The sequence below is a fragment of the Flagellimonas alvinocaridis genome, from assembly GCF_965248585.1.
Lineage (GTDB): Bacteria > Bacteroidota > Bacteroidia > Flavobacteriales > Flavobacteriaceae > Flagellimonas > Flagellimonas alvinocaridis.
In genome coordinates this window covers 2225961-2247609 of sequence record NZ_OZ252111.1, presented here as the reverse complement: position 1 = coordinate 2247609, position 21649 = coordinate 2225961, and the positions used below count along the sequence as shown (strand labels likewise).

17 protein-coding genes and 1 tRNA gene are annotated in these 21649 nt (G+C 41.1%); all 18 read left to right on the top strand.

Translation table 11 applies throughout. The features are described from left to right. Positions 1-3: 3 nt before the first annotated feature. The 18 genes from ACP14V_RS10130 (at position 4) to ACP14V_RS10045 (ending at position 21645) form a co-directional block, all read left to right on the top strand. The gene (locus ACP14V_RS10130) at positions 4-1617 is read left to right on the top strand and encodes a RagB/SusD family nutrient uptake outer membrane protein (RefSeq protein WP_272610420.1); all 1614 of its coding nucleotides are present in this window, start codon (positions 4-6) and stop codon (positions 1615-1617) included. Positions 1618-1986: 369 nt separating this feature from the next. After that, positions 1987-3159 carry a DUF5009 domain-containing protein gene (locus ACP14V_RS10125; RefSeq protein WP_272610419.1) on the top strand — a complete coding sequence of 391 codons (1173 nt, stop codon included), beginning with the start codon at positions 1987-1989 and terminating at the stop codon, positions 3157-3159. 11 nt (positions 3160-3170) lie between these two features. Continuing rightward, on the top strand, positions 3171-4253 hold the full coding sequence (locus ACP14V_RS10120; RefSeq protein ID WP_272610418.1) for a family 20 glycosylhydrolase: 1083 nt from the start codon (positions 3171-3173) through the stop codon (positions 4251-4253). Between the two features lie 47 nt (positions 4254-4300). Beyond that, positions 4301-6115: a PQQ-dependent sugar dehydrogenase gene (locus tag ACP14V_RS10115; RefSeq protein ID WP_272610417.1), complete on the top strand. Its 1815-nt coding sequence runs from the start codon at positions 4301-4303 to the stop codon at positions 6113-6115. A 25-nt stretch (positions 6116-6140) separates the two neighbouring features. Continuing rightward, entirely contained in the window at positions 6141-7154 is a 1014-nt protein-coding gene (locus tag ACP14V_RS10110) for an SMP-30/gluconolactonase/LRE family protein (protein WP_272610416.1), read from the top strand. Between the two features lie 17 nt (positions 7155-7171). Further along, positions 7172-8419, top strand: a complete 1248-nt coding sequence (locus ACP14V_RS10105; protein WP_272610415.1) for an amidohydrolase/deacetylase family metallohydrolase — start codon at positions 7172-7174, stop codon at positions 8417-8419. A gap of 42 nt (positions 8420-8461) precedes the next feature. Next, positions 8462-10087 carry an aminotransferase class V-fold PLP-dependent enzyme gene (locus ACP14V_RS10100; RefSeq protein ID WP_272610414.1) on the top strand — a complete coding sequence of 542 codons (1626 nt, stop codon included), beginning with the start codon at positions 8462-8464 and terminating at the stop codon, positions 10085-10087. Positions 10088-10142: 55 nt separating this feature from the next. Further along, positions 10143-10622, top strand: coding sequence for a RidA family protein (locus tag ACP14V_RS10095; RefSeq protein ID WP_136566983.1), 480 nt, complete (start codon positions 10143-10145; stop codon positions 10620-10622). A gap of 40 nt (positions 10623-10662) precedes the next feature. Further along, positions 10663-11583, top strand: a complete 921-nt coding sequence (locus ACP14V_RS10090; RefSeq protein ID WP_272610413.1) for an RraA family protein — start codon at positions 10663-10665, stop codon at positions 11581-11583. Positions 11584-11609: 26 nt separating this feature from the next. Further along, on the top strand, positions 11610-12104 hold the full coding sequence (locus ACP14V_RS10085) for a nuclear transport factor 2 family protein (protein WP_272610412.1): 495 nt from the start codon (positions 11610-11612) through the stop codon (positions 12102-12104). Between the two features lie 58 nt (positions 12105-12162). Then, positions 12163-13269 (top strand): bile acid:sodium symporter family protein, encoded by a 1107-nt coding sequence (locus tag ACP14V_RS10080; RefSeq protein WP_236640919.1) that lies wholly within the window; start codon positions 12163-12165, stop codon positions 13267-13269. 53 nt (positions 13270-13322) lie between these two features. Next, the gene (locus ACP14V_RS10075) at positions 13323-14369 is read left to right on the top strand and encodes a sugar kinase (RefSeq protein WP_272610411.1); all 1047 of its coding nucleotides are present in this window, start codon (positions 13323-13325) and stop codon (positions 14367-14369) included. A 24-nt stretch (positions 14370-14393) separates the two neighbouring features. Continuing rightward, on the top strand, positions 14394-15068 hold the full coding sequence (locus tag ACP14V_RS10070) for a bifunctional 4-hydroxy-2-oxoglutarate aldolase/2-dehydro-3-deoxy-phosphogluconate aldolase (RefSeq protein ID WP_272610410.1): 675 nt from the start codon (positions 14394-14396) through the stop codon (positions 15066-15068). A 181-nt stretch (positions 15069-15249) separates the two neighbouring features. Next, entirely contained in the window at positions 15250-16128 is an 879-nt protein-coding gene (locus ACP14V_RS10065) for a sugar phosphate isomerase/epimerase family protein (RefSeq protein ID WP_409557936.1), read from the top strand. Between the two features lie 92 nt (positions 16129-16220). Next, positions 16221-16294: transfer RNA gene (locus tag ACP14V_RS10060), tRNA-Arg, on the top strand. A gap of 494 nt (positions 16295-16788) precedes the next feature. Then, a complete protein-coding gene (locus ACP14V_RS10055) occupies positions 16789-18765 on the top strand; it encodes a WD40/YVTN/BNR-like repeat-containing protein (protein WP_272610408.1) in 1977 nt (658 codons plus the stop codon). Positions 18766-19003: 238 nt separating this feature from the next. Further along, entirely contained in the window at positions 19004-20002 is a 999-nt protein-coding gene (locus ACP14V_RS10050) for a TlpA disulfide reductase family protein (RefSeq protein WP_272610407.1), read from the top strand. A gap of 1040 nt (positions 20003-21042) precedes the next feature. Next, on the top strand, positions 21043-21645 hold the full coding sequence (locus ACP14V_RS10045) for a hypothetical protein (RefSeq protein ID WP_272610406.1): 603 nt from the start codon (positions 21043-21045) through the stop codon (positions 21643-21645). Positions 21646-21649 lie beyond the last annotated feature (4 nt).

Genomic DNA, 21649 nt, shown 5'->3' with positions numbered 1-21649 from the left:
CTCATGAAAAATATATATAGATTGGGCGTTTTGGCAGCAACTTTAGGGTTTTTGGCAACGTCCTGTACTGAGAATTTTGAAGAACTCAATAAAAACCCAAGGGAAATAACCCAAGAACAGCTCGAAGGGGATTTTCAACATGTGGGATCCAAATATAAGCCCGTGTTTGAAAGTATCTATATTTTCAACCCAGGGTGGCAATACCAGCTTCAACAGAACTTGAACGCGGATGCCTATGCAGGATATTTGACCCCTCCAAACCCTTTTCAGAATGGGTCCAACAACACCACCTATAACTTGGTGAGTGGCTGGAACAATACCATCTGGTCCGTTCCTTATTCCAATGTCATGAACAATGTCAAGGACATTGAAAGCCTCACCCAAGGGGAATATCCTACCCTTTATGCAGTGTCCCTGATTTTAAAGGTGGAGGCCATGCACAGGGTTTCAGATGTTTTTGGTCCTATTGTATATACCAATTTCGGCGATTTGGACAATGCTGGGGTTTATGACTCACAAGAGGAAGCCTATGATGCATTTTTTGCTGATTTGGACACTGCCGTGGATAATCTTATGGCCGATATAGAAAGCCCAAGGTTTACTGCATTTGACCTAGCTTATGGAGGAGATTACTCCAAATGGGTAAGATTTGCAAATTCCTTGCGGTTAAGACTGGCTATTCGAATTTCCAAAGTAGCCCCTGAAAAGGCCAAGTTACAAGGAGAAAAAGCTTTGAGCCATCCTCTGGGTGTGATGGCTGGCAATGACGATGGATTCTTTGTGACCAGTACCAATAGCCATCCGTTGGCCCAGATAGATAATTCATGGGGAGATACCCGTATGAATGCATCCATGGAGTCCATTATGGGTGGATATAACGATCCTCGAATCAATGCCTATTTTTCGGAAGTGAACCCTGGTGATTCGGAAACAGAACCCATTGTTCCCGGAACACTGAAAGGAATCAGAAACGGGTTGCCCTTGTTGGATGGATATGCAGATGCATCGGCTCAAAAGGCCGACTATGTAAGATTTGCGGTAATCAATGACGATTTAACCCAGTACACCGTACAGCTAATGACGGCTGCTGAGGTAGCTTTCCTTAAAGCAGAAGCTGCTTTGAGGGGATGGACTGGTGCTGGTGATGCACAGGCCAATTATGAAATGGGTATAGCCCTTTCTTTTGAGCAAAGAGGTGTAGGTAGTGCGGACGATTACATAGCGGACAATACTTCCGTATCTGCAGATTATGTGGATCCCGTATATCCGTCAAATAACATCAATGCCCTTACCAATGTTACCATTGCATGGGATGGGGCCGATGACAACGAAACCAAATTGGAAAAGATCATCACCCAAAAATGGATTGCAGTATTTCCTGATGGACAAGAGGCATGGAGCGAGTTCCGTCGTACGGGATACCCCAAAATTTTCCCGGTAGTGAGCAATCAAAGCCCTGGAACCATAGATACGGATATTCAAATACGAAGAATCCCATTTGTGGATAGTGAACTTTCAACCAATGCCGAAGGTGTTGCGGGAGCCGTTACTAAACTTGGCGGACCTGACAATGGAGGCACTAGGCTTTGGTGGGATACTGGCGCCCCTAATTTTTAGAAGTTTACATGTTTAAGTTGAGTTAAGTTTGAAGCCGCGGGTGGGGAAGCCAGTTTTCTCGCCCGCTTTTTTTTCTATTGGAAATATTGGTATAGGATATTTAATTCAAAAATTGAATGCATAAGACTCCGACAAAACTCTGGGAGCTACCTTTTTTGAAGGCTTTGTTTTAGATGTACAATAATTATTACCCTTTTAAACCAAAGGAAATCGAAAATTTAATAGATTGCGATATTGTGCACATCTGAAGATATTTTATTAAAAATCATAAAAAAGTATAGGGTTATTAAAGTTTCGTGCGTACTTATAATATGAGTGCAATGAAATTGGTAAAAAAATTACAGAGGTGTAAGGTCAATTTAAATCATTATGCGACTTAAGTCAATTGACATTCTTAGAGCTCTGACCATGTTTTTTATGATATGGGTAAACGACTTTTGGACACTGCAAGGCTTGCCCAAATGGCTTTTGCATGCCAAAGCTGGTGAGGATTATTTAGGATTTTCAGATGTGATATTCCCACTTTTTCTATTCATTGTAGGGCTAAGCATTCCCTTTGCTATTAAAAACCGGTTGCAAAAAGGAGATTCTCGTAGAGACATAGCCAAGCATATTCTAATCCGCTCTTTTTCTTTGCTTTTTATTGGCGTTTTCATGGTAAATTATGAATCTGCCTATCATGAAGGCATCATTATAGGAAAATATCTTTGGTGTATTCTAATGGCACTTGGGGTGTTTTTAATATGGACACATTATAAGAAAAGCCCAATTCCAAAACAATGGCATCTGCCATTACAAATTCTAGGGCTGGCGGTTTTCGTGTTTTTAGCCATTATTTATAAAGGAGGTGCTTCCGGGGAACATTGGATGCGCCCTCAATGGTGGGGTATTTTAGGATTGATAGGTTGGGCATATTTGGTCAATGCACTTATCTTTTTATTTGTTAGAGGAAATTTTGCTGTAATGATTGGCGTTTGGGTTCTCTTCAACATACTTTCTGTTTGGGCTCAAACAGACATGGCCATTCAATTGTCAGGACCATTCAGGTATCTTTCAACCATTGTGGGAGGTACTATACCAGGATTGACCACTGGAGGAATTGTTGCATCCTTGATATTCGAAAAATGGTCTAAGGTCAGCTTAAAGCAAGTATACACAATCCTTGCTGTCTTGGGAATTGTATGTCTTGCATATGGATTGGGTACACGACCAATGTGGGGAATCTCCAAACTTGGGGCTACACCTTCATGGCTTGCCATATGTTCGGCCATGGGTTTTTTCCTTTTTGCTATTCTACATTATATCGCAGATAAAAGGAACATTACAAAATGGGCCAAGATTATAGCTCCCGCGGGAACGGCTACATTGACCTGCTACATGTTGCCTTATATTATTTATCCAATGCGCACATTTGTGGATTTCACATTGCCAGATGTTTTGAATACGGGGGTGATAGGGCTCATAGGCTCCATGGTATTTGCCCTACTTGTTGTTGCGATTACGGGTTGGCTGGAGAAAAAAGGAATTAAACTCAAACTGTAAATCATATTATCATGGGAAGAAAAATAACATTGCTGATTTTGTTGCTTGCCACAACCCTGGGTTTTGGTCAATCCTCATTTGCGGTTAAAGGCTTTTGCATTGCGGCCCCGTCAAAGGACAAGGTGAACGATTTTGTAAAATTCATTGAAGATGAACTGGCCCCCGGAGGGATCAACACCATTATTCTTCGGGTGGACTACAAGTACGCTTATGAGTCCAGGCCAGAGCTTAGGGATGAAAACCCTTTGAGCAAGGAAGATGTCAAAAAAATGGTTGCGGCCAGTAAGAAACACAATATCAGCCTGATTCCACAGGTCAATCTTTTAGGGCATCAATCTTGGCATAGCGATTTGAGCAAACTGCTTGAGGTTTACCCAGATTTTGATGAAACCCCAAATGTGAAGCTTCCAGAAAAATACGAATGGCCCAACGCAGATCGGCTTTATTGCAAAAGCTACTGTCCATTGCACCCTGAGGTACATGATGTGGTTTTTGATATTGTGGACGAGATTGTAGAGGTGTTTGAGGCCAAAGCCTTTCACGCTGGTATGGATGAGGTATTTTATCTGGCCCATCCAGATTGCCCCCGCTGCCAAGGCAAAGACCCTGCTATGTTGTTCGCAGGAGAAGTCAATAAGATTAGTGACCATTTACAAAAAGGAGGAAAAGAACTTTGGATATGGGGTGATCGACTAATCGATGGAACAGACTCTGGTATAGGCATGTGGGAAGGAAGTTACAACAACACGGCCAATGCAGTGAACCTAATTTCAAAATCTGTGGTCATATGCGATTGGCACTATGAGAAAGCCATTCCAACACCTGCCTATTTTGCAATGAACGGATTGCAGGTTATTGCCTGTCCATGGCGAAGACCCGAAGTAGCCGAACAACAAGTGCAGATGATGCATTCCTTTAAACAGAATTCAACACCGGAAATGGCAGAAAAATATTTAGGGGTAATGCATACGGTGTGGTCTTCCGCTGATTCTTTTTTGGAAAATTACTACAGCGAAAAACCAGATGAGGCCAGTACCGGAGTGGTAAATACCCTAAAAGCAATGATAGCCGAAACACAAAGAATAAAGAACTAAACTAAGTTGAACCAATACCAAAAAATGGAGTAATAACGCTAACTAAAATGAATGATTTTTTAAACCAAACCAACCAACCTAATACTAAATACGCTAACAAGAAGCGTGTTTTTGTATATCCCTTACTTTGCGTTATCGCTGCAATTTTTCTTGTACAATGTACCTCAAAGGATAATGGATTGCCTGCAGGCGACCCAGACAACGCAGGCCTTTTTGTTCCAGATGGATTTGAGGTCGTAGCCGTTGTAGACAGCTTAAAGGGAAGGGCTAGGCACCTTACCGTGAATACCAATGGTGATATATATGTAAAGTTGAGATTTCCAAATGACGAGGGAGGAAATGCTGCACTCCGGGATACCGATAATGATGGTAAGGCAGATATCATTGAAACATTTGATGATTATATAGATCGAAGTAGTTACGGTACCGAGATGCGGATTCATAATGGCTACCTATATTTTAGCTCTGTAACACGGATCTATCGTCAAAAACTAACAGACCAATTGGTGCCAGATACTGAACTGGAACTAATTCTAACGGATAGGCAGCCCCCCAGACAGCACGATACCAAACCTATAGCTTTTGATAACGAAGGGAACTTGTATACAGTGTTTGGTGCCCCTTCAGATGCCTGTCAGGTAGATGATAGGTCACCATTGTCCCCTGGAATATTCCCTTGTCCACTTTTGGAACATCGGGGAGGTGTTTGGAAATTCGATGCCAACAAATTGAACCAGTTTCAGGAAGATGGAGTAAAATTCGCCACAGGTTTGCGAAGCGTTGTGGGAATGGATTGGAACGATCAAGATGACAACCTATACGCTGTGGTCCATGGAAGGGATTATTTGCACAATACATGGCCAGCTGAATTTACAGCTTGGGAAGGTTCAGTATTGCCATCGGAAGTATTTGTGAGACTTAAGGAAGGGGACGATGCCGGATGGCCATACCATTATTATGATCAGATAAAAGGAGACTATTTCCTTAACCCTGAATATGGAGGTGATGGTGAAAAGCAAGGAGAAGATAAGGATGAGCTTACGGATCCAGTGGTTGGTTTCCATGGTCACTATGCACCAAATGATATAATGTTCTACGAGGGAGATCAGTTCCCAGAGAGATATAAAAATGGAGCTTTTATTGCATTCCATGGTTCTACCAGTAGTGCCCCATACCCCCAAACAGGTTATTTTATTGGATTTGTCCCTATGGAAAATGGGATTCCAACAGGACCTTGGGAAGTATTTGCTGATGGTTTTGCGGAGCAGGAAATCATTAAGAATACCAGTGATGCAACCTATCGTCCCATGGGATTAGCAGTTGGACCTGATGGTTCTTTATATGTGTCGGATTCTGAAAAAGGTAAGATTTGGAGAATCATGTACAAAGGAGATAAAGACGAATTTGGGGAAGCTGAATTGGCCGGGATGGAAGAGCGCAAAAGAACCGCTTCCAATATTAAAACCCCTGTTGAGTTCGAAGACTTGGTGGTTAAACCGAATGATGAGGACGATATATATAGCGATGAAAATGTAGGAGAAGGTGGAAAGCTTTACAACACCTATTGTTCTGTATGCCACCAGCGAAATGGTTTAGGTAACGATCGTTTCCCACCTTTAGATGACGCGGAGTGGATTTTGGGAGACAAGACACGCTTGATCAATGTAGTGCTTCAAGGCCTACGTGGGGAAATATTTGTGCATGAAAAATCATATAACAACGTAATGCCAAAGTTGGATAGACTTTCAGATGAGGAGATAGCGGGTATATTGACCTATGTGCGTGGAAGTTTTGGAAACAAGGGTTCAAAAATAACCCCGGAAGAAGTGGCCAAAGTGAGAAAGACCAACGAAACACCATAAGATAACCAATTAAACCACTTTTTTTATGAAATCTGTATATCGTATAACAATGGCTGTTAAGAACAGGGGCGTTTCCAATTGCTTCCGTAACTTTAAGCTGATGACGGTATGTTTTGTGCTGCTATCCACAGCGTGTAAACAAAAATCAAATGATCAGTCAACAACGGAAGATCAGGAAAATACCACTAAAGAAGAATCAACATTGTACCAGAGTAGCGTTTTAACGGAACCATCAGGCTTCACAGGAGGAATTGAAGGACCTGCTGTGGATGCAAATGGAACCCTTTATGTGGTAAACTTTGAAAAGCAGGGTACCATTGGCCAAGTTGATGCCGAAGGGAATGCCTCACTCTTTGTAACCCTTCCCGAAGGGAGCATTGGAAATGGCATCCGGTTCAACAGTAATGGGGATATGTTCATTGCGGATTATACCATGCACAATGTTCTAAAAGTAGACATGGATACCAAGGAAATTAGTGTTTACGCCCATAATGATGGATTAAATCAACCCAATGATATTGCCATTATGGACAATGATATCATCTTTGCCAGCGACCCTGATTGGGCCAATTCAAAAGGACAGATTTGGAGAGTGGAAGAGGGGACCTTTACCCTGCTCGAAGGGGATATGGGAACCACAAACGGTATTGAAGTAAGTCCGGACAACAAAACACTTTATGTGAACGAATCCGTACAACGAAATATATGGGCCTATGACCTTTCCCCTGAAGGTGAAATCAGCAACAAGCGCCTGCTGATCAAATTTGAAGATTTTGGCATGGATGGCATGCGTACCGATGCAGATGGGAATTTGTATGTGACCCGGCATGGAAAAGGTACCGTTGCCAAAATATCCACAACAAGTGGAGAAATCCTCGAAGAGATTTCATTGACCGGAAAGAGAGCTTCCAATATTGCATTTGGGGGTAAGGAAGGCACCCAAGCTTTCGTAACCCTACAGGACAATGGAAATGTGGAGACCTTTACTGTAGACAGTCCTGGAAGGGCATTTCAAATGATGAAAGAAAGAAAAGAATAACCTAATCTCATAACATAATGAAAATACATAAATTAAAGTACACACTTATTGCTTTGGCAGTCTTGTTTTGTTCTAAGGCCGTTCAAGCCCAGGAATATGATTTGGTGATAAAGAACGGGACACTTATCGATGCCAAAAATGGTATAAACAAGAAAATGGATGTGGCCATTTCAGAGGGAAAAATCGCTGAAGTTGCTAGTAATATATCGGCCAAAAAAGGTAAAAAAATAATCGACGCCCAAGATAAATTGGTCACTCCGGGACTTATAGATCTTCACGGGCACGTGTTCTTCGGAACCGAAGAGAATTCAATGTATAGCGGCGGTTCGCATAGTGTAGCCCCCGACAATTTCACGTTTAGAAGTGGGGTCACTACCATCGTGGATGCGGGAAGTTCAGGTTGGCGTAATTTCCAGATTTTCAAGAAGAATGTCATTGACGAATCCAAGACCAGGGTATTGGCATTTCTGAACATCGTAGGCTCTGGTATGAAAGGCGGTGTTATTGAGCAGAATATTAATGACATGGACCCAAAAATGACGGCCTTGACCGTGAAAAGATTTCCTGAATTGGTTGGTGTAAAATTGGCCCACTATTCTGGGTTTGAGTGGACCCCAACCGAAAGAGCAGTTGAAGCGGGCACCATTGCGGAAGTACCGGTAATGATTGATTTTGGGGGTAGTACCCCGACCCTATCCATAGAAACCCTTTTTATGGAGAAATTGAGACCAGGTGATATCTTTACCCATGCCTATGCATCGCTTGGCAGCAGGGAGCGTGTGGTAGATGATCAAGGAAAGGTTAAGCCCTTTGTGTTCGAAGCCCAAAAAAGAGGAATTGTTTTTGATGTAGGCCATGGCGGAGGAAGCTTTGCTTTTTCGCAGGCAATTCCTTCCATGCAACAAGGGTTCAAACCCAATTCAATAAGTACTGACCTGCACATCGGAAGTATGAATGGTGGCATGAAGGATATGACAAACATCATGTCCAAGTTTTTGAACATGGACATGTCGGTTGAAGAAGTAATAGAAATTTCAACTTGGAAACCTGCCCAATATATCAACAGGACCGATTTGGGTCAATTGAGTGTTGGTGCCATTGCCGATGTGGCCATCCTTAGTGTTAAGAAAGGAGAATTTGGTTTTGTGGACACGAGAAACCAAAAAATGATGGGAGATCAAAAATTTGAGTGCGAAGTGACTTTAAAGGATGGGAAGGTAGTTTATGATCTCAATGGATTGTCCAGTAAAGAATGGGACAAATAGAAAGGACCAAACGAAAACAAACTAATACTTAAAAACATGAGCATGAAACGAAGGGAAATAATCAAACAGTTAGGCGTTGTTCCTGTAGCGGGAAGCCTAATGGCCAGCCAATCTATGCTTGGCGGCACATTGGGTAATGTAGGCCCGTTGATGACAAAATCATCCAAAGGCCCCAACATTTATGAATCCTTGGGAGTAGACACCATTATAAACTGTAGAGGTACCTTTACCATTTTGGGAGGCTCCACGGAACGTCCTGAGGTTATAGAGGCCATAGAAGCCGCATCTGGTTATTTTGTACAATATGATGAGCTTGCGGAAGGTATTGGCCGTCGTTTGGCGGAAATCACCAAGGCGGATTGGGGAATGGTTTCTGCGGGATGTGCAGCCGGAATGAAACATGTTACTGCCGCCTGTGTAACGGGAGGTAACCCAGAAAAATTGATCAGGATACCACATATTGATGATTTCGAGAAGAATGAGGTCATCATCCCAAGAAGTTCACGAAACTACTACGATCACGCTATCCGGAATATCGGGGTTAAAGTGATCACAGTGGATTCCCCTGAAGAAATGCGGGAGGCCATCAACCCAAGAACAGCCATGATCTATATCATGACCGGGGATGACAATGAAACAGGAAAACCACTTTCGTTGGAAGTGATCAGTGAAATTGCCAAACCAAAGAATATTCCAATTTTGGCCGATGCAGCCGCAGAGGATTTAAGCATTCCTTGCGTGCACTTGGAGCGTGGCGCCACAGTGGTAGCCTATAGTGGTGGGAAAGCCATTTGCGGGCCACAGTGTGCGGGACTTTTATTGGGAGATAAGGACCTGCTCATGGCAGCATGGCAAGCTAGTTCTCCACACCACGGACCTGGAAGGGACAATAAGGTAGGAAAAGAGGAGATGTTGGGGATGTTGGCTGCTGTTGAGGCTTGGACCACCAGAGATCATGATAAGGAATGGCAGACTTGGTTGGGTTGGTTGGATGAGATTTCTTCCAAATTGACCAAGATTGATGGAATCACTTCAGAAGTGACCTTGCCCAAAGGATTGAACAACAGGACCCCTAGATTAATTTTAAAATGGGATCCGGACAAACTTAATATAACAGGAGAGGAAGTGGCCGAGGAAGTGGCCCGCAACAAGCCAAGGATAGCTATTGGTGGTTGGAGTAGGGGTGATAGTACTTCCATCAACATTACTCCCAGCCAAATGCGCCCAGGAAATGCAAAAGTGGTAGCGGACAGGTTGTATGAGGTACTTTCACAAAAAAGAGAACCAATTTCAGATGAAATGGTATCTCCAAGTGAGGATATCTCCGGACATTGGGAAGTGGACGTAGCATACTTTACAAGCAACAGTGGCCATAAGTTTTTCTTGGAGCAAGATGGTAACTGGATTTCAGGCTCGCACACCAGTGAATATGCCAGTCAGGATATTATTGGTATGATAGAAGGGGATGAAGTAGTGCTTAGAAGTAATTTCAGGATTCCAGGAAATGGTATCAGTTTTTGGTTCATTGGTAAGATTTCCAACGGGGAGCTTAGTGGCTCCGTATTCCTTGGAGAATATTTAACAGCGAAGTTCGCTGCCAAAAAGGTATCTTACAGACAAAATCGCACAAAACTAAATGTGCCCGGAGGTCCACCATTGGCCACTTGATCATTAAAAAAGCTAGAATAGTAAACAAACCTTAATCATTTTTAAACATTGTAATATGGAAAATCAAACAAGAAGATCATCGTTCAAACGAATAGGAGTAGGATTGGCAGCTCTTTTTGGAGTTGGGGCTACAACAGCTGCAAAGGCCATGACCGGAGGCGCCAAGGCTAAAAAAGAGGTTGTTGGTGATATCATTACCGATCAGGATGTTCCTTTGTTCTCTGGAGCAGTAAAGCATGGAAATACTTTATACATAGCAGGTAAAGGAGCTCACGTTGAACCTTTCGAAATAAAAGCGCACACCAAGATTGTATTGGATAATATCCAGAAAGAATTGGAAAAGAACGGTTCCTCAATGGATAAGGTCCTTAAAGTAAATGTGTATTTGGCAGACCTTAACGATTATCATGCAATGAATGAAGTGTACCGTGGACGTTTCGGTAAAAACCCTCCTGTAAGAACTACTGTCGCTACCTATGGTGGTGTTCCTGGGGATTCCTTGGTGGAGATTGATTGTATAGCTGCTTTGGACTAAACAAATAGTACAAACGATTAACTTAAACATGATGAAACATATGTTCAAACTGAACATTGCCATAGTATTTTTATTTTTTATCTCAATAGGTCTGAAAGGTCAGACAATCCCAAAAGAGGAGTTGATTTTCTTGACTTCGGAATGGAAGGGTGAACGTTTTGATGATGGACGCCCCCGTATTCCGGATGGTATTTTGGAGAGAGCCAAGAAAATAGGGATAGATGATGCTTGGACCGTACTCAATAACGAAGGGTATACCAACCAGTTCGAAGGGAATTGGAAAATAATCCATGATGATGTTCCGGTAGTGGGCCGTGCGCTAACGGCCATGTACATGCCAAGCCGACCCGATGTGGAAAGTAACATCAAAGCGCGTGGACATGCCGAGGGCAGAAAAGGAAATACCAATTCCTGGCCTATCGAAATGCTTTCCCAAGGTGACGTTTATGTTGCGGATGGCTTCGGAAAAATTGATGCCGGTACACTTATGGGAGCCACATTGGCCACGTCAATTTTTAGCAAGTCGGGCAATGGTGTGGTCTTCAACGGAAGTGCAAGGGATTTGGAAACCGTCAAGGAATTGGAAGGTTTCAATGCTTTTGTACGGGATTTCCATCCTTCTTTTTTGGAGGAAATGGTAACCATGGGACTCAATGTGCCCATCCGTATGGGTGCTGCCATAGTACTTCCCGGTGATTTGGTGATTGCCAAACAAGAAGGTGTCCTTTTTGTGCCAGCCCATTTGGCGGAACAAGTAGTGGCTACCGCAGAATTCGTTGCACTAAAGGATGTGTTCGGTTTTGAAATGGTAAGAACCAAAAAGTACACCACAGGGGAAATCGATAGTCAGTGGAGCGATAAAATCAAAAATGACTTTATCAATTGGTTAAAAGGAAAACCTGAACTTGGAAAAATGACCAGGGAAGAACTGGACAAGGTCTTAAGTAAGAGAACTTGGTAATGAGAATTAAAGATTAATAAATATTTATGACTGTAAAAAATAGTACGGCCATTGCCCTTTCGGCAATGGCCCTGTTGCTATCCCTAGCTTCCTGCGGGGATACCCAACAGAAACCGGAAGAGATAACAACAGTGGTTGAATCCGCAGCCCCTGCGCCTAAAGTATCGGACGTGGAAGCTGTGGTTTTGGAATTTAATAAGGCATTGGAAAATCCAACCAGAGAAGTGTTGGAAAAACTTTGCTCGGACAAGATGACCTACGGCCATTCCAGTGGATTGGTCCAGGATAAAGCAACCTTTATTGATGATGTGCTCAATGGCCCTTTTGATTTTCAATCAGTGACCGGACCAGAGCAGACTATTACCTTATCGGGGAATACTGCGGTGGTACGGAACATTTTTTTGGCCAGTGCCACAAAAGATGGGGAACCCCTGGAAATCAAAATAGGGAACATGCAGATTTATGAACTCTCCCAAGAAGGAGAATGGCAATTACTGGCCAGACAAGCCTTTAAGCTATAGGTATCTGTTCCATGCACAGGAACAGTACACATAAGAATAACCAAAACAAACTCAACTTTTGAAAAAATTAAACAAACATTCGATTTCATTGTGGATTTCACTGCTGTTGCTGTGCATTGCCATAGGAATGGCCGTAACGGGTAATTTGGCCAGTGCCGGTCTGGTAATCATCGGAGTATTTGCTTTTTGCGCCTATGGTTTCAGCGGGTACGAATCCTTGAACGGCAATGTATTCACGGCCTTGATATTTGCCGGGGTAACATTGGCACTATATTACCCACAATATTTTACTTATATAGGCGACTTTAAACTCACAGGTTTGATCATCCCTTTGATCCAGATAATCATGTTTGGGATGGGAACCTCCATGAGCGTCAATGATTTTGTAGGAATAATCAAGACCCCAAAAGGGGTTTTGGTAGGGGTTACCGCCCAGTTGGCCATTATGCCGGTCATGGGTTTTATATTGGCAACCTTAAGTGATTTTCCACCGGAGATTGCTGCAGGTATAGTGTTGATAGGCTGCTCGCCTAGCGGTGTGGCCTCAAATGTAATGGCCTACTTGGCCAAGGCAAATTTGGCCCTGTCCATAACCATTACTTCCATTGCTACACTGATAGCTCCCTTTGTAACCCCTTTGTTGATGAAACTATTGGCAGGGGAGTTCATTGAAATAGATGTATTGGGTATGATGTGGAGCATCGTCAAGATGATTATCCTGCCCATTGGTGCCGGTCTGTTGTTCAACAAATTGAGGGGTGATGGCGCCAAATGGTTGGATAAAGCCATGCCAGTGATTTCTATGCTAGGGATAGGACTAATCATAGTAGTGATCACTGCGGCCGGAAGGGACAGTCTTTTGGATATAGGTGGTCTGTTGATGGTACTGGTGTTGGTACACAACCTTTTTGGGTACACATTAGGATATTGGTTTGCACGACTTGTGGGCATGTCTGAGCGGGATTCCAGGACCATATCCATAGAAGTAGGAATGCAAAATGGTGGATTGGCCTCAGGTATTGCAAACTCCTTGGGTAAGATTGCCACTATGGGGCTCGCTCCTGCGGTATTTGGCCCCCTTATGAACATTACAGGATCTATCTTGGCATCGTACTGGCACAAAAGACCTCCAAAAGGAGAAGAGATCGAGGAAGATAAAGAATAAGAAACTAGATTAAATTAAAAAATAACAAACAAAAAATACGATTAGTAAAAGGAATGAAAAGAGTTGTGACATTTGGAGAGATTATGCTTCGATTGGCCCCTGAAGGTTTTTTAAGGTTTTCGCAAGCAAGCAGTTTTGATGTGGTGTACGGTGGGGGAGAGTCCAATGTGGCGGTTTCCTTGGCCAATTATGGGGTTCCAGTGGATTTTGTGACGCGACTTCCCAAGAACGACATAGGGGAATGTGCCCTTATGGAGATGCGGAAAAGAGGTGTTGGTACCGAACATATTGTATTTGGTGGTGACCGTCTTGGAATATACTTTTTGGAAACCGGTGCAGTGAGTAGGGGAAGTAAAGTGGTCTATGACCGTGCCCATTCAGCCATGGCCGAGATTACCAAAGGTATGGTGGATTGGGACACAGTGTTCAAAGGAGCCGAATGGTTTCACTGGACAGGGATTACTCCTGCCATTTCGCAAGGAGCTGCAGACGCCTGTATTGAAGCCGTTAAAGCCGCGAAAAAATTGGGACTTACCGTTTCCACGGACCTTAATTATAGAGCCAAACTTTGGAAATTTTGTGACGATGCCAAGCGTGAGGAGATCATGTCCGAACTGACCTCATATTGTGATATCGTCCTAGGAAACGAGGAAGATGCCGAAAAGCACTTTGGAATCAAACCGGAAGGACTGGATATCACTACTCAAGGTGAACATGTCAAGGCAGAGGCCTTTTTGTCCGTTTGTAAGCAGATGATGGAACGTTTTCCAAATGCCAAAAAAGTGATTACCACCCTAAGGGGATCCATATCAGCTTCGCACAATACTTGGGCAGGGGTTTTGTATGACGGGAATACCATGTACAAGTCCAGTGAGTATCAAATCACTCATATTGTGGACCGTGTAGGAGGCGGGGATTCGTTCATGGGAGGCCTTATTTATGGATTGCTCAAATATCCAGAAGATGATCAAAATGCATTGGACTTTGCGGTAGCGGCTTCTTGCCTTAAACACACCATCAAAGGAGATGCAAACTTGGTAACCGTGGATGAAGTGGAGAAACTCATGGGAGGAGATGCTTCTGGAAGGGTTGCCCGATAATAATCATATAACAGAAGAAGATATATGGCAAGGTACAGTAGATTGGAAGTAGCACAGGTCATGCAGGAAACGGGTATGGTCCCGTTGTTCTATCACCCTGATGTGGAACTTGGAAAAAAAGTGCTCAAAGCATGTTATGATGGTGGGGCACGTTTGTTGGAATTCACGGCCCGTGGCGATTTTGCCTACGAGGTCTTTTCAGAACTCAACAAATATGCATTGGCCGAACTTCCAGGTATGATTATGGGAGTTGGGTCCATTACAGATGCAGCAGCGGCTTCACTTTTTATACAGATGGGGGCAAATTTCATTGTGACCCCATCATTGCGTGAGGACATTGCAGTGACCTGTAACCGTAGAAAGATAATGTATTCACCAGGCTGTGGTAGTCTAACGGAGATTAACCGAGCCGAGGAGTTGGGTGTGGAGATCATTAAACTGTTCCCGGGATCGACCTATGGCCCCGATTTTGTGAAAGCAATAAAGGGACCGCAACCTTGGACGAGCATTATGCCTACCGGAGGGGTAAGCACGGAAACCGACAACCTGAAAGCATGGTTTACCTCTGGGGTCACTTGCGTAGGCATGGGATCTCAACTGATTAGCAAACAAGTTTTGGCCGATCAAGACTATGCCGGACTGGAAGCATTGGTCAGAGATACATTAAAGAATATTAAGGAAATCCGGAGCGGACTCTGAATGTAGGGTAAGCCCATTATGAATCTGTAAAGCCAATAGCAAAGAATTTTTGTTGTTGGCTTTATTTTTGAATAATATGTATCGTTTACAGTCATCAGGAATCCCAAGTAAAGAACCGCAGTATTTGTGGCAAGAATATCCCCAAGAAAATCCTATATTGAACTGGAATTAATTATTACAGATGAAGATGAAAACAGTTTTAATATCAGCTAAAGGTGTTTTAGGTATATTTTTAACACTGCTTTTAACAGTAAGTTTAAATGCTCAAGAGAGTTTTGGCGGACTGGCCTTGTATACGGTCCGGGATAATATGGGAGATGATGCCAAGGCTACCTTGGAGAAGGTAAAGGAGGCAGGCTACGCCTATGTGGAGGCCGCTGGTTACAATGATGGGAAGTACTATGGAATGGCTCCCGAGGATTTTAAGGCGTATTTGAATGGTCTGGGACTACAGCCGGTAAGTACGCATCAGGCATCCGCCACTTTGGACAATATTGATACTGAATTGGAAGCTGCCAAAAGAGTGGGATTTGAGTACTTTGTTATTCCAGTACCTCCAATGGGACTTTTTACCTACAATGCTGAGACCAGAAGTATGGGAATGAAAGGTTCTGTATCCGATTTGGCAGAAATACTTACCCAAATGGGAAAAAAATGTGAAGCCGCTGGATTGAAATTGTTATACCATAACCACGATTTCGAGTATCAAACGAATGAAGAGGGTATTGTACCCATTGATTACCTTTTGGAGCACACAGACCCAAAGTATGTGAACTTTCAAATGGATTTATACTGGGTGACCAAGGCAGGGGCGGACCCACTTGCTTATTTTGAAAAGTATCCGGGTCGATTTAAGGCATGGCATGTCAAGGATATGGATGAGGAGGGAAAATTTGCCCCAGTTGGTGAAGGTACCATTGATTTTAAAAGGATTTTGGCTCAAAAAGAAGCTTCTGGAATGTTAAAATATTTCGTTGAGCAGGATATGACCTGGGACAAGGAACCCTTGGAAGTGATTAAAATAAGCCACGAAGGACTCAAGAAAATAGGATTTCACTAGAGAATCAGAGGAAATAGGGATGAAGGGGGTAAGAAATCAAAAAAATATTTTTTACAACCGAAGACATTAGTATCTTTGCACCCGCAAACTTAGGTCGCGTAGCTCAGCTGGATAGAGCATCTGCCTTCTAAGCAGACGGTCGAAGGTTCGAATCCTTCCGCGATCACCGCCCGAAACCCCCAGTATTTATGGGGGTTTTTCATTTTACGCATTTTTTTTGTTAGATGATTATAGGGTGAAATTCCGTCTAAATAGGTACTTTAAAGGAATTATTTCCGACCTATTTCCGACCCATTATGAATCTGTCAATTACTGTCAACAAAAGAAAATCAAAGAAAACAAAAAGGGTTATCCCATAATTGTCTACGCATCGAAGGATTATCAAGACATAGAATTTATTTTTTTGGTTTTTCAAAAATAGGGGATATGGGGTGGAAACAACTTTATGTTTTTTAATTGAACATCGCACCCCAGTGGAAATTTTACTCAGAAGAAATTTTAGGAGGGGGTAAAAAGGTTACCGTTTAATTGAACTTTGAGCGGCCAACCAATGTGTAGATAAAACGAGTTTAGGCACATTGCCTAACTCAAACGGATAGTTTGCTCATTGCTCATTTTGGAATAATTATTGAGCCCTTAGTTTAGCAAAAAACATGAACCATGAAGATATTTCCTCTTTTTTTGCTTTTTGTATCCATTGTGAGCTTTTCACAAGAAGATTATTTGGCTGAACTTCAAATAAGGGGAGTGGTATCCGAACTAGGTGTTTCTCCCTCAGAAAGAATTTGGATAGCAACAAAACCAGGCAACACATATTATACCGATAGCATAAATGGGATTTGGCATTTTGGACCCTTACAGCCAAAAGGCATAACCGGGGGAGGTATTTTTGAACGTATCAATTTTTTTTCAGAGAACATGCTGATGATTTCTGGATATATTCATGGTGATAAATCCGATACAGATTTTGTATTATGGTCGGGAAATAAAGGTAAAACTTGGGAAGAAATTAAATTTGGCAATGGCAGTTGGATTGATGCCGCCTATATAAACCAAAATGGCAAGGCATGGATGAGTGGATCATCCCAACTGATTTACTACACTGAGGATAGTGGAAGGACTTGGAGGGAATTCCCGAAAATTGAAAAAAGAAAGAGCGTCCTGAGGTTTTCGACAATCCATTTCTCTAAAGACGAAAGTATAGGTTTGTTCGGTTCTTTTTGGAATAAAATTTATAAGACCAACGATAATTGTGAATCATGGGAAAGTATCCAAACTCCGTTATCGCAAGGAAAATACCAAAGACTTTCAAAGGAACATCGACCCGATATAAGAAAAATTCGTGTTTTCGGGGATTATTATATTGTCAACCAACAAGGAAAGGTGTTCCGTACGCATAAAGATTCCATCAATTGGATGGAACTTCCGCAAATAGTCGATTTTGAAGTTTCCGAAAATGAGTCCGTTTATCTAATCCATAAGGATTTAAAGGTTGAACTGAAGGACTCCAATTTCCAAACTCTTTTCGAATCGGAAAAAAAGTTAAACAGTTTTCCTTTGGCGGTGGCGGTTAGAAACAATTGTTTGTTTGCTCTTACATCCAGTGAAATTAATAAAATTGGACCTCAGGAATTTACAGTATCCAAATTATTGACGGACGATATCGAAATACCTAGACCTTCACTTAGAATGATTTATGAAAATGAGTCTTATGGCTTTACTGGAAGTTCAGTATATAAGTTTAACAAGGAGAAGAATCAATGGTATCGTTACATGGAGGTTGAGTTTGATGTTGCGAACGCTGTGGTAATGGATAGTAAAATAGTATTGGCAAGTCAAGAACTTGATAAAAGGTTTGCCCTGGATATAGCAAACAAAACGGTCATACCATATTCTTTACCGGAAAAACTGTTTGATTTAACCTCCAACTCTGTTAAATACGTTTCATTCGGTATCGGGAGCTATGGTTGTTTCCATAACAACAGTGAAACCATTGAATATAGACGGAAAAACAATGAATTCATTGTCAAAAACCCTGGAGGCAAGATTTTTTCCAACATTCCAAGAGAAATATCATCCCAAGAAATAAATAAACTTATTGAAACAGTTGACGAATCCCGTTTCTATACCAATAAAATCTCCGATTTAAAGATTACCAAAAAAGACTTGGATGACTTTATAGGATTTGTATCCAAAACTGAGGAAAGAATCAATAAAAAAGGTATTGATCGACTTGGCTATATGAATGCCTATTCATTTCCTGGGGAAAATACTGATTTTGATTTTTACAAGGATGTGGCAAATAGGTTTTATACGCTTCCGGATTCAATTGTGGACAAAGTATTCCAAAGAGGCTCCACTATTTGGAGTACAACAACAAATTGGAAAAAAATAGAAATTACATTTCAAGATGGAAAAATATTAAAGCTAATGAACTCTGAGTTCACACCAAATTATCTTAATGCTCCATGGCAGATTGAATATGATGGAATTTTGTTAAAAAACAGTTCTATGGTTCTAGCAGAAAAAATTGACATACTCACCAAAAATTCAATGAATAGAGGTTCGATAGGAGAAAAAAACTTCGCAATTTTCCAAATAGCAGATTATCTATATCGGCAATCCCTTAATGATTGATTGAGCAGTTTTTAACCAACTTTTATTGAACTTTCACCCTAATACAAGTTTATTGATTATAAGGAGTTTACTTTATCGGTACATTTGAATAGTTTACCTTATATACCCTTTATTGCCCCTAAGATGAAGTTTGGATATGCAAGGGTTGGCACCCAGCAAAGGACGCTGATTATTTAGTTGTAAGAATAATATGTATTTTAATGGTCCATTAGCACCATACCATTAAGCATATTGCCTTATGAAAAAATTAATTTTAGGGTTAGTTCCATTTTTAATTATCGCTTGCAGTACAAAATCAAGAGAAACATTTCAATTAAGCGGTATTACCAACGGCATTGAAAATGGAACTGTCCTATACTTTGATGACACTGGTACTGAAACCTTTATCGATTCAGCGATTGTAGAAAACAATTCCTTCCATTTCAAAACCAAATTGCCAAAATCACCTTTGCAAGTGGTTTTGAGAACAAAGAATTTTTCCCATTATCGTTTTATGTGGTTAGAAAACAGCTCCATGACCTTTGATGCCACCAATTCCGATTTCAGAAATGCACTTGTCACAGGTTCCGTTGAAGAGAACTTGAGCTACAAACTGAACAAGGAAACTGATACGCTTCCCAGGGATGAAAGGATAAGAAAAGAGCAACAATTTGTAGAGCAGCATCCAAATAGTATTCATAGTGCCTACGTTCTCTCGGTATATTTAACAACCTGGGGAAGAGAAAAGACCAAAGAACTTTATGACAATCTTTCAATCGAAATCAAGGAAACGGAGTACGGAAAGAAAATAGCCAATTATATAAAGCTAAACAAGAACCCAGAAATAGGGGAAAGTTATGTGGATTTTGAAATGGAGGATCCCAATGGTGAAATAAGAAGACTATCCGATATTAAGGGCAGATTGGTCCTGTTGGAATTTTGGGGTTCAGGTTGCCTTCCATGCAGGAAGGAAAATCCAAACTTGGTTAAAACCTATGAAAAACACCAACCTAACGGATTCGAGATTTTTGCTGTGTCACAGGACACAAAAAGAGAAAGTTGGCTGAAGGCAATTAAAGACGATCAATTGCCTTGGATTCAAGTCAGTGATTTAAAAGGCCATAACAACACAGCTTCTTTAATTTATGGGATTAATCATATTCCAGACAATTTCTTAATAGACCAAAATGGTATCATAATAGAACGTGATATCCGAGGGGAAAGACTGAATGCAAAATTGGAAGAGTTATTTAACTAAAAAGTATTGATAAACGATAATTCTCTCGATGAAGTATTTCTTTATGTCAACTCTTTTTTTTCTTGTCTCAATTGAAATCTTTTCTCAAGATTCGTTTAGTCTTGGCTATTCTATAAAGGGATGGAGTTATGGTACAGCAGGAGCTTTGTTTCAAAGAAGTGTTTTAATTCTGCAAAGGGATAGTACTTATGTAGACATCAATGAATCATATCTGACCAGGAAATTATATAAGAAAAGTCTACCATGGAGAGTTGTGAAGACTTTTGGGATGTATTCAATAATTGGAGACACGTTGATATTGAAACAGAAAGATAATCCAGCTAAAAAGCCCGAAGTATTTATTATCAAAAGTAATAGACGAATTAAATATTATGATAGTACTCTTGAAACGGAGTATCCGAGAAGTTGGAAAAAATTACTGTCACCTAAATTTGGAAACCTTAGGATTAAATAAAGTTCAAAAAAACGATTCAACCAATAGTAATGGATAATAATCCCCATGAACTATCAAATAAGTTAAAGCTTGCTATTCTTTTCACGGATTATCTAGTTTTCAGCCTTCTCTTTTTGACAATAGAATACTTGTTTAAAGCTCAACTTGGCTTGGGTATTGATTATCCTTGGCTTTTCAGGTTATTGATATATTTTGTGTTTTTCACAATGATGGAATTTCTTTTTAATTGTAGCTTGGGCATGAAACTATTTAAAGTCTCCTTGCCAAATAGAAGAAACTGTCATTTGGATAAAGCATTTTTAAAATATGCCTTATTGATAATACCAGATAGGTTTATCTTATTAATCTTGGTTTACTTTTTTCGGGTATTTTTTCACAGTCGAGAGAACTTACTTTTAAGTGAGAAATACAGCGGGCTTAGATGGGTAAGAAAACAGTAAAGTTCAAATAAACGATGAAGAAATCTATAATGTTTATTACTGTTTGTTTTCTGTTGAACCATTGTTATTCCCAATCACAAAAAACCGAGCAGGCGCAAACCGATATTTACAACTGGTTAATAGATGGAAAAACGATGGTTGATGTAATGAACAAAATTGTTCAAAGTCCAAGACAGCAAGAATTGGCTTCAAAGTTTCAACAAGGTGTTCGGGACAATTATGAATGGTTCGTTGAATACATGGCAAATACAACGCCGGGAGAGCCTATTCAATATCATCCAAATCTTGGTATAACGGAAGACGAGTTTAACGAACTTCAAAACCTGAGTAAAAATATTGAGATTGCTTCCTCTGGAAGGGAAAATGTGGAAATATTCAAAACGGATTCAACAATTTCATTCAATAGCACAGGAAAGTTGCAAATTCTGAACATTGTTAAAATTCATTCCGTTAAAAATGAAATTGAAATTGGTGAAGTCAAATTATCATATTCAGGTGCCGTCAATGTTGACAATGATCAAAACGGATTTAAAAGTAGATGGGATGGTCATAATTGGGCATATGAGTTTCCAGAAGGACTGAATAGTGAAATGTTGAAGGATGTCCAGAGTTTGGTTGCAAAGAACTATAAGTTCACTATTGGGAAACTTGAGAAAAGCGGAAGGATATTTATTCAGATTAAAGGTCTTGAAATTAACAAAGGTGTAAAGGAAGAAGAGTTTGATATTCCCCTGTTGTTTTTGAATTAATAAA

Coding starts and splice junctions, on each gene's coding strand:
- ACP14V_RS10045 (WP_272610406.1), top strand. CDS start 21,043: ATGAACAAAATTGTTCAAAGTCCAAGACAGCAAGAATTGGCTTCAAAG.
- ACP14V_RS10110 (WP_272610416.1), top strand. CDS start 6,141: ATGAAATCTGTATATCGTATAACAATGGCTGTTAAGAACAGGGGCGTT.
- ACP14V_RS10055 (WP_272610408.1), top strand. CDS start 16,789: ATGAAGATATTTCCTCTTTTTTTGCTTTTTGTATCCATTGTGAGCTTT.
- ACP14V_RS10100 (WP_272610414.1), top strand. CDS start 8,462: ATGAAACGAAGGGAAATAATCAAACAGTTAGGCGTTGTTCCTGTAGCG.
- ACP14V_RS10065 (WP_409557936.1), top strand. CDS start 15,250: ATGAAGATGAAAACAGTTTTAATATCAGCTAAAGGTGTTTTAGGTATA.
- ACP14V_RS10075 (WP_272610411.1), top strand. CDS start 13,323: ATGAAAAGAGTTGTGACATTTGGAGAGATTATGCTTCGATTGGCCCCT.
- ACP14V_RS10090 (WP_272610413.1), top strand. CDS start 10,663: ATGTTCAAACTGAACATTGCCATAGTATTTTTATTTTTTATCTCAATA.
- ACP14V_RS10050 (WP_272610407.1), top strand. CDS start 19,004: ATGAAAAAATTAATTTTAGGGTTAGTTCCATTTTTAATTATCGCTTGC.
- ACP14V_RS10095 (WP_136566983.1), top strand. CDS start 10,143: ATGGAAAATCAAACAAGAAGATCATCGTTCAAACGAATAGGAGTAGGA.
- ACP14V_RS10120 (WP_272610418.1), top strand. CDS start 3,171: ATGGGAAGAAAAATAACATTGCTGATTTTGTTGCTTGCCACAACCCTG.
- ACP14V_RS10070 (WP_272610410.1), top strand. CDS start 14,394: ATGGCAAGGTACAGTAGATTGGAAGTAGCACAGGTCATGCAGGAAACG.
- ACP14V_RS10105 (WP_272610415.1), top strand. CDS start 7,172: ATGAAAATACATAAATTAAAGTACACACTTATTGCTTTGGCAGTCTTG.
- ACP14V_RS10125 (WP_272610419.1), top strand. CDS start 1,987: ATGCGACTTAAGTCAATTGACATTCTTAGAGCTCTGACCATGTTTTTT.
- ACP14V_RS10130 (WP_272610420.1), top strand. CDS start 4: ATGAAAAATATATATAGATTGGGCGTTTTGGCAGCAACTTTAGGGTTT.
- ACP14V_RS10085 (WP_272610412.1), top strand. CDS start 11,610: ATGACTGTAAAAAATAGTACGGCCATTGCCCTTTCGGCAATGGCCCTG.
- ACP14V_RS10115 (WP_272610417.1), top strand. CDS start 4,301: ATGAATGATTTTTTAAACCAAACCAACCAACCTAATACTAAATACGCT.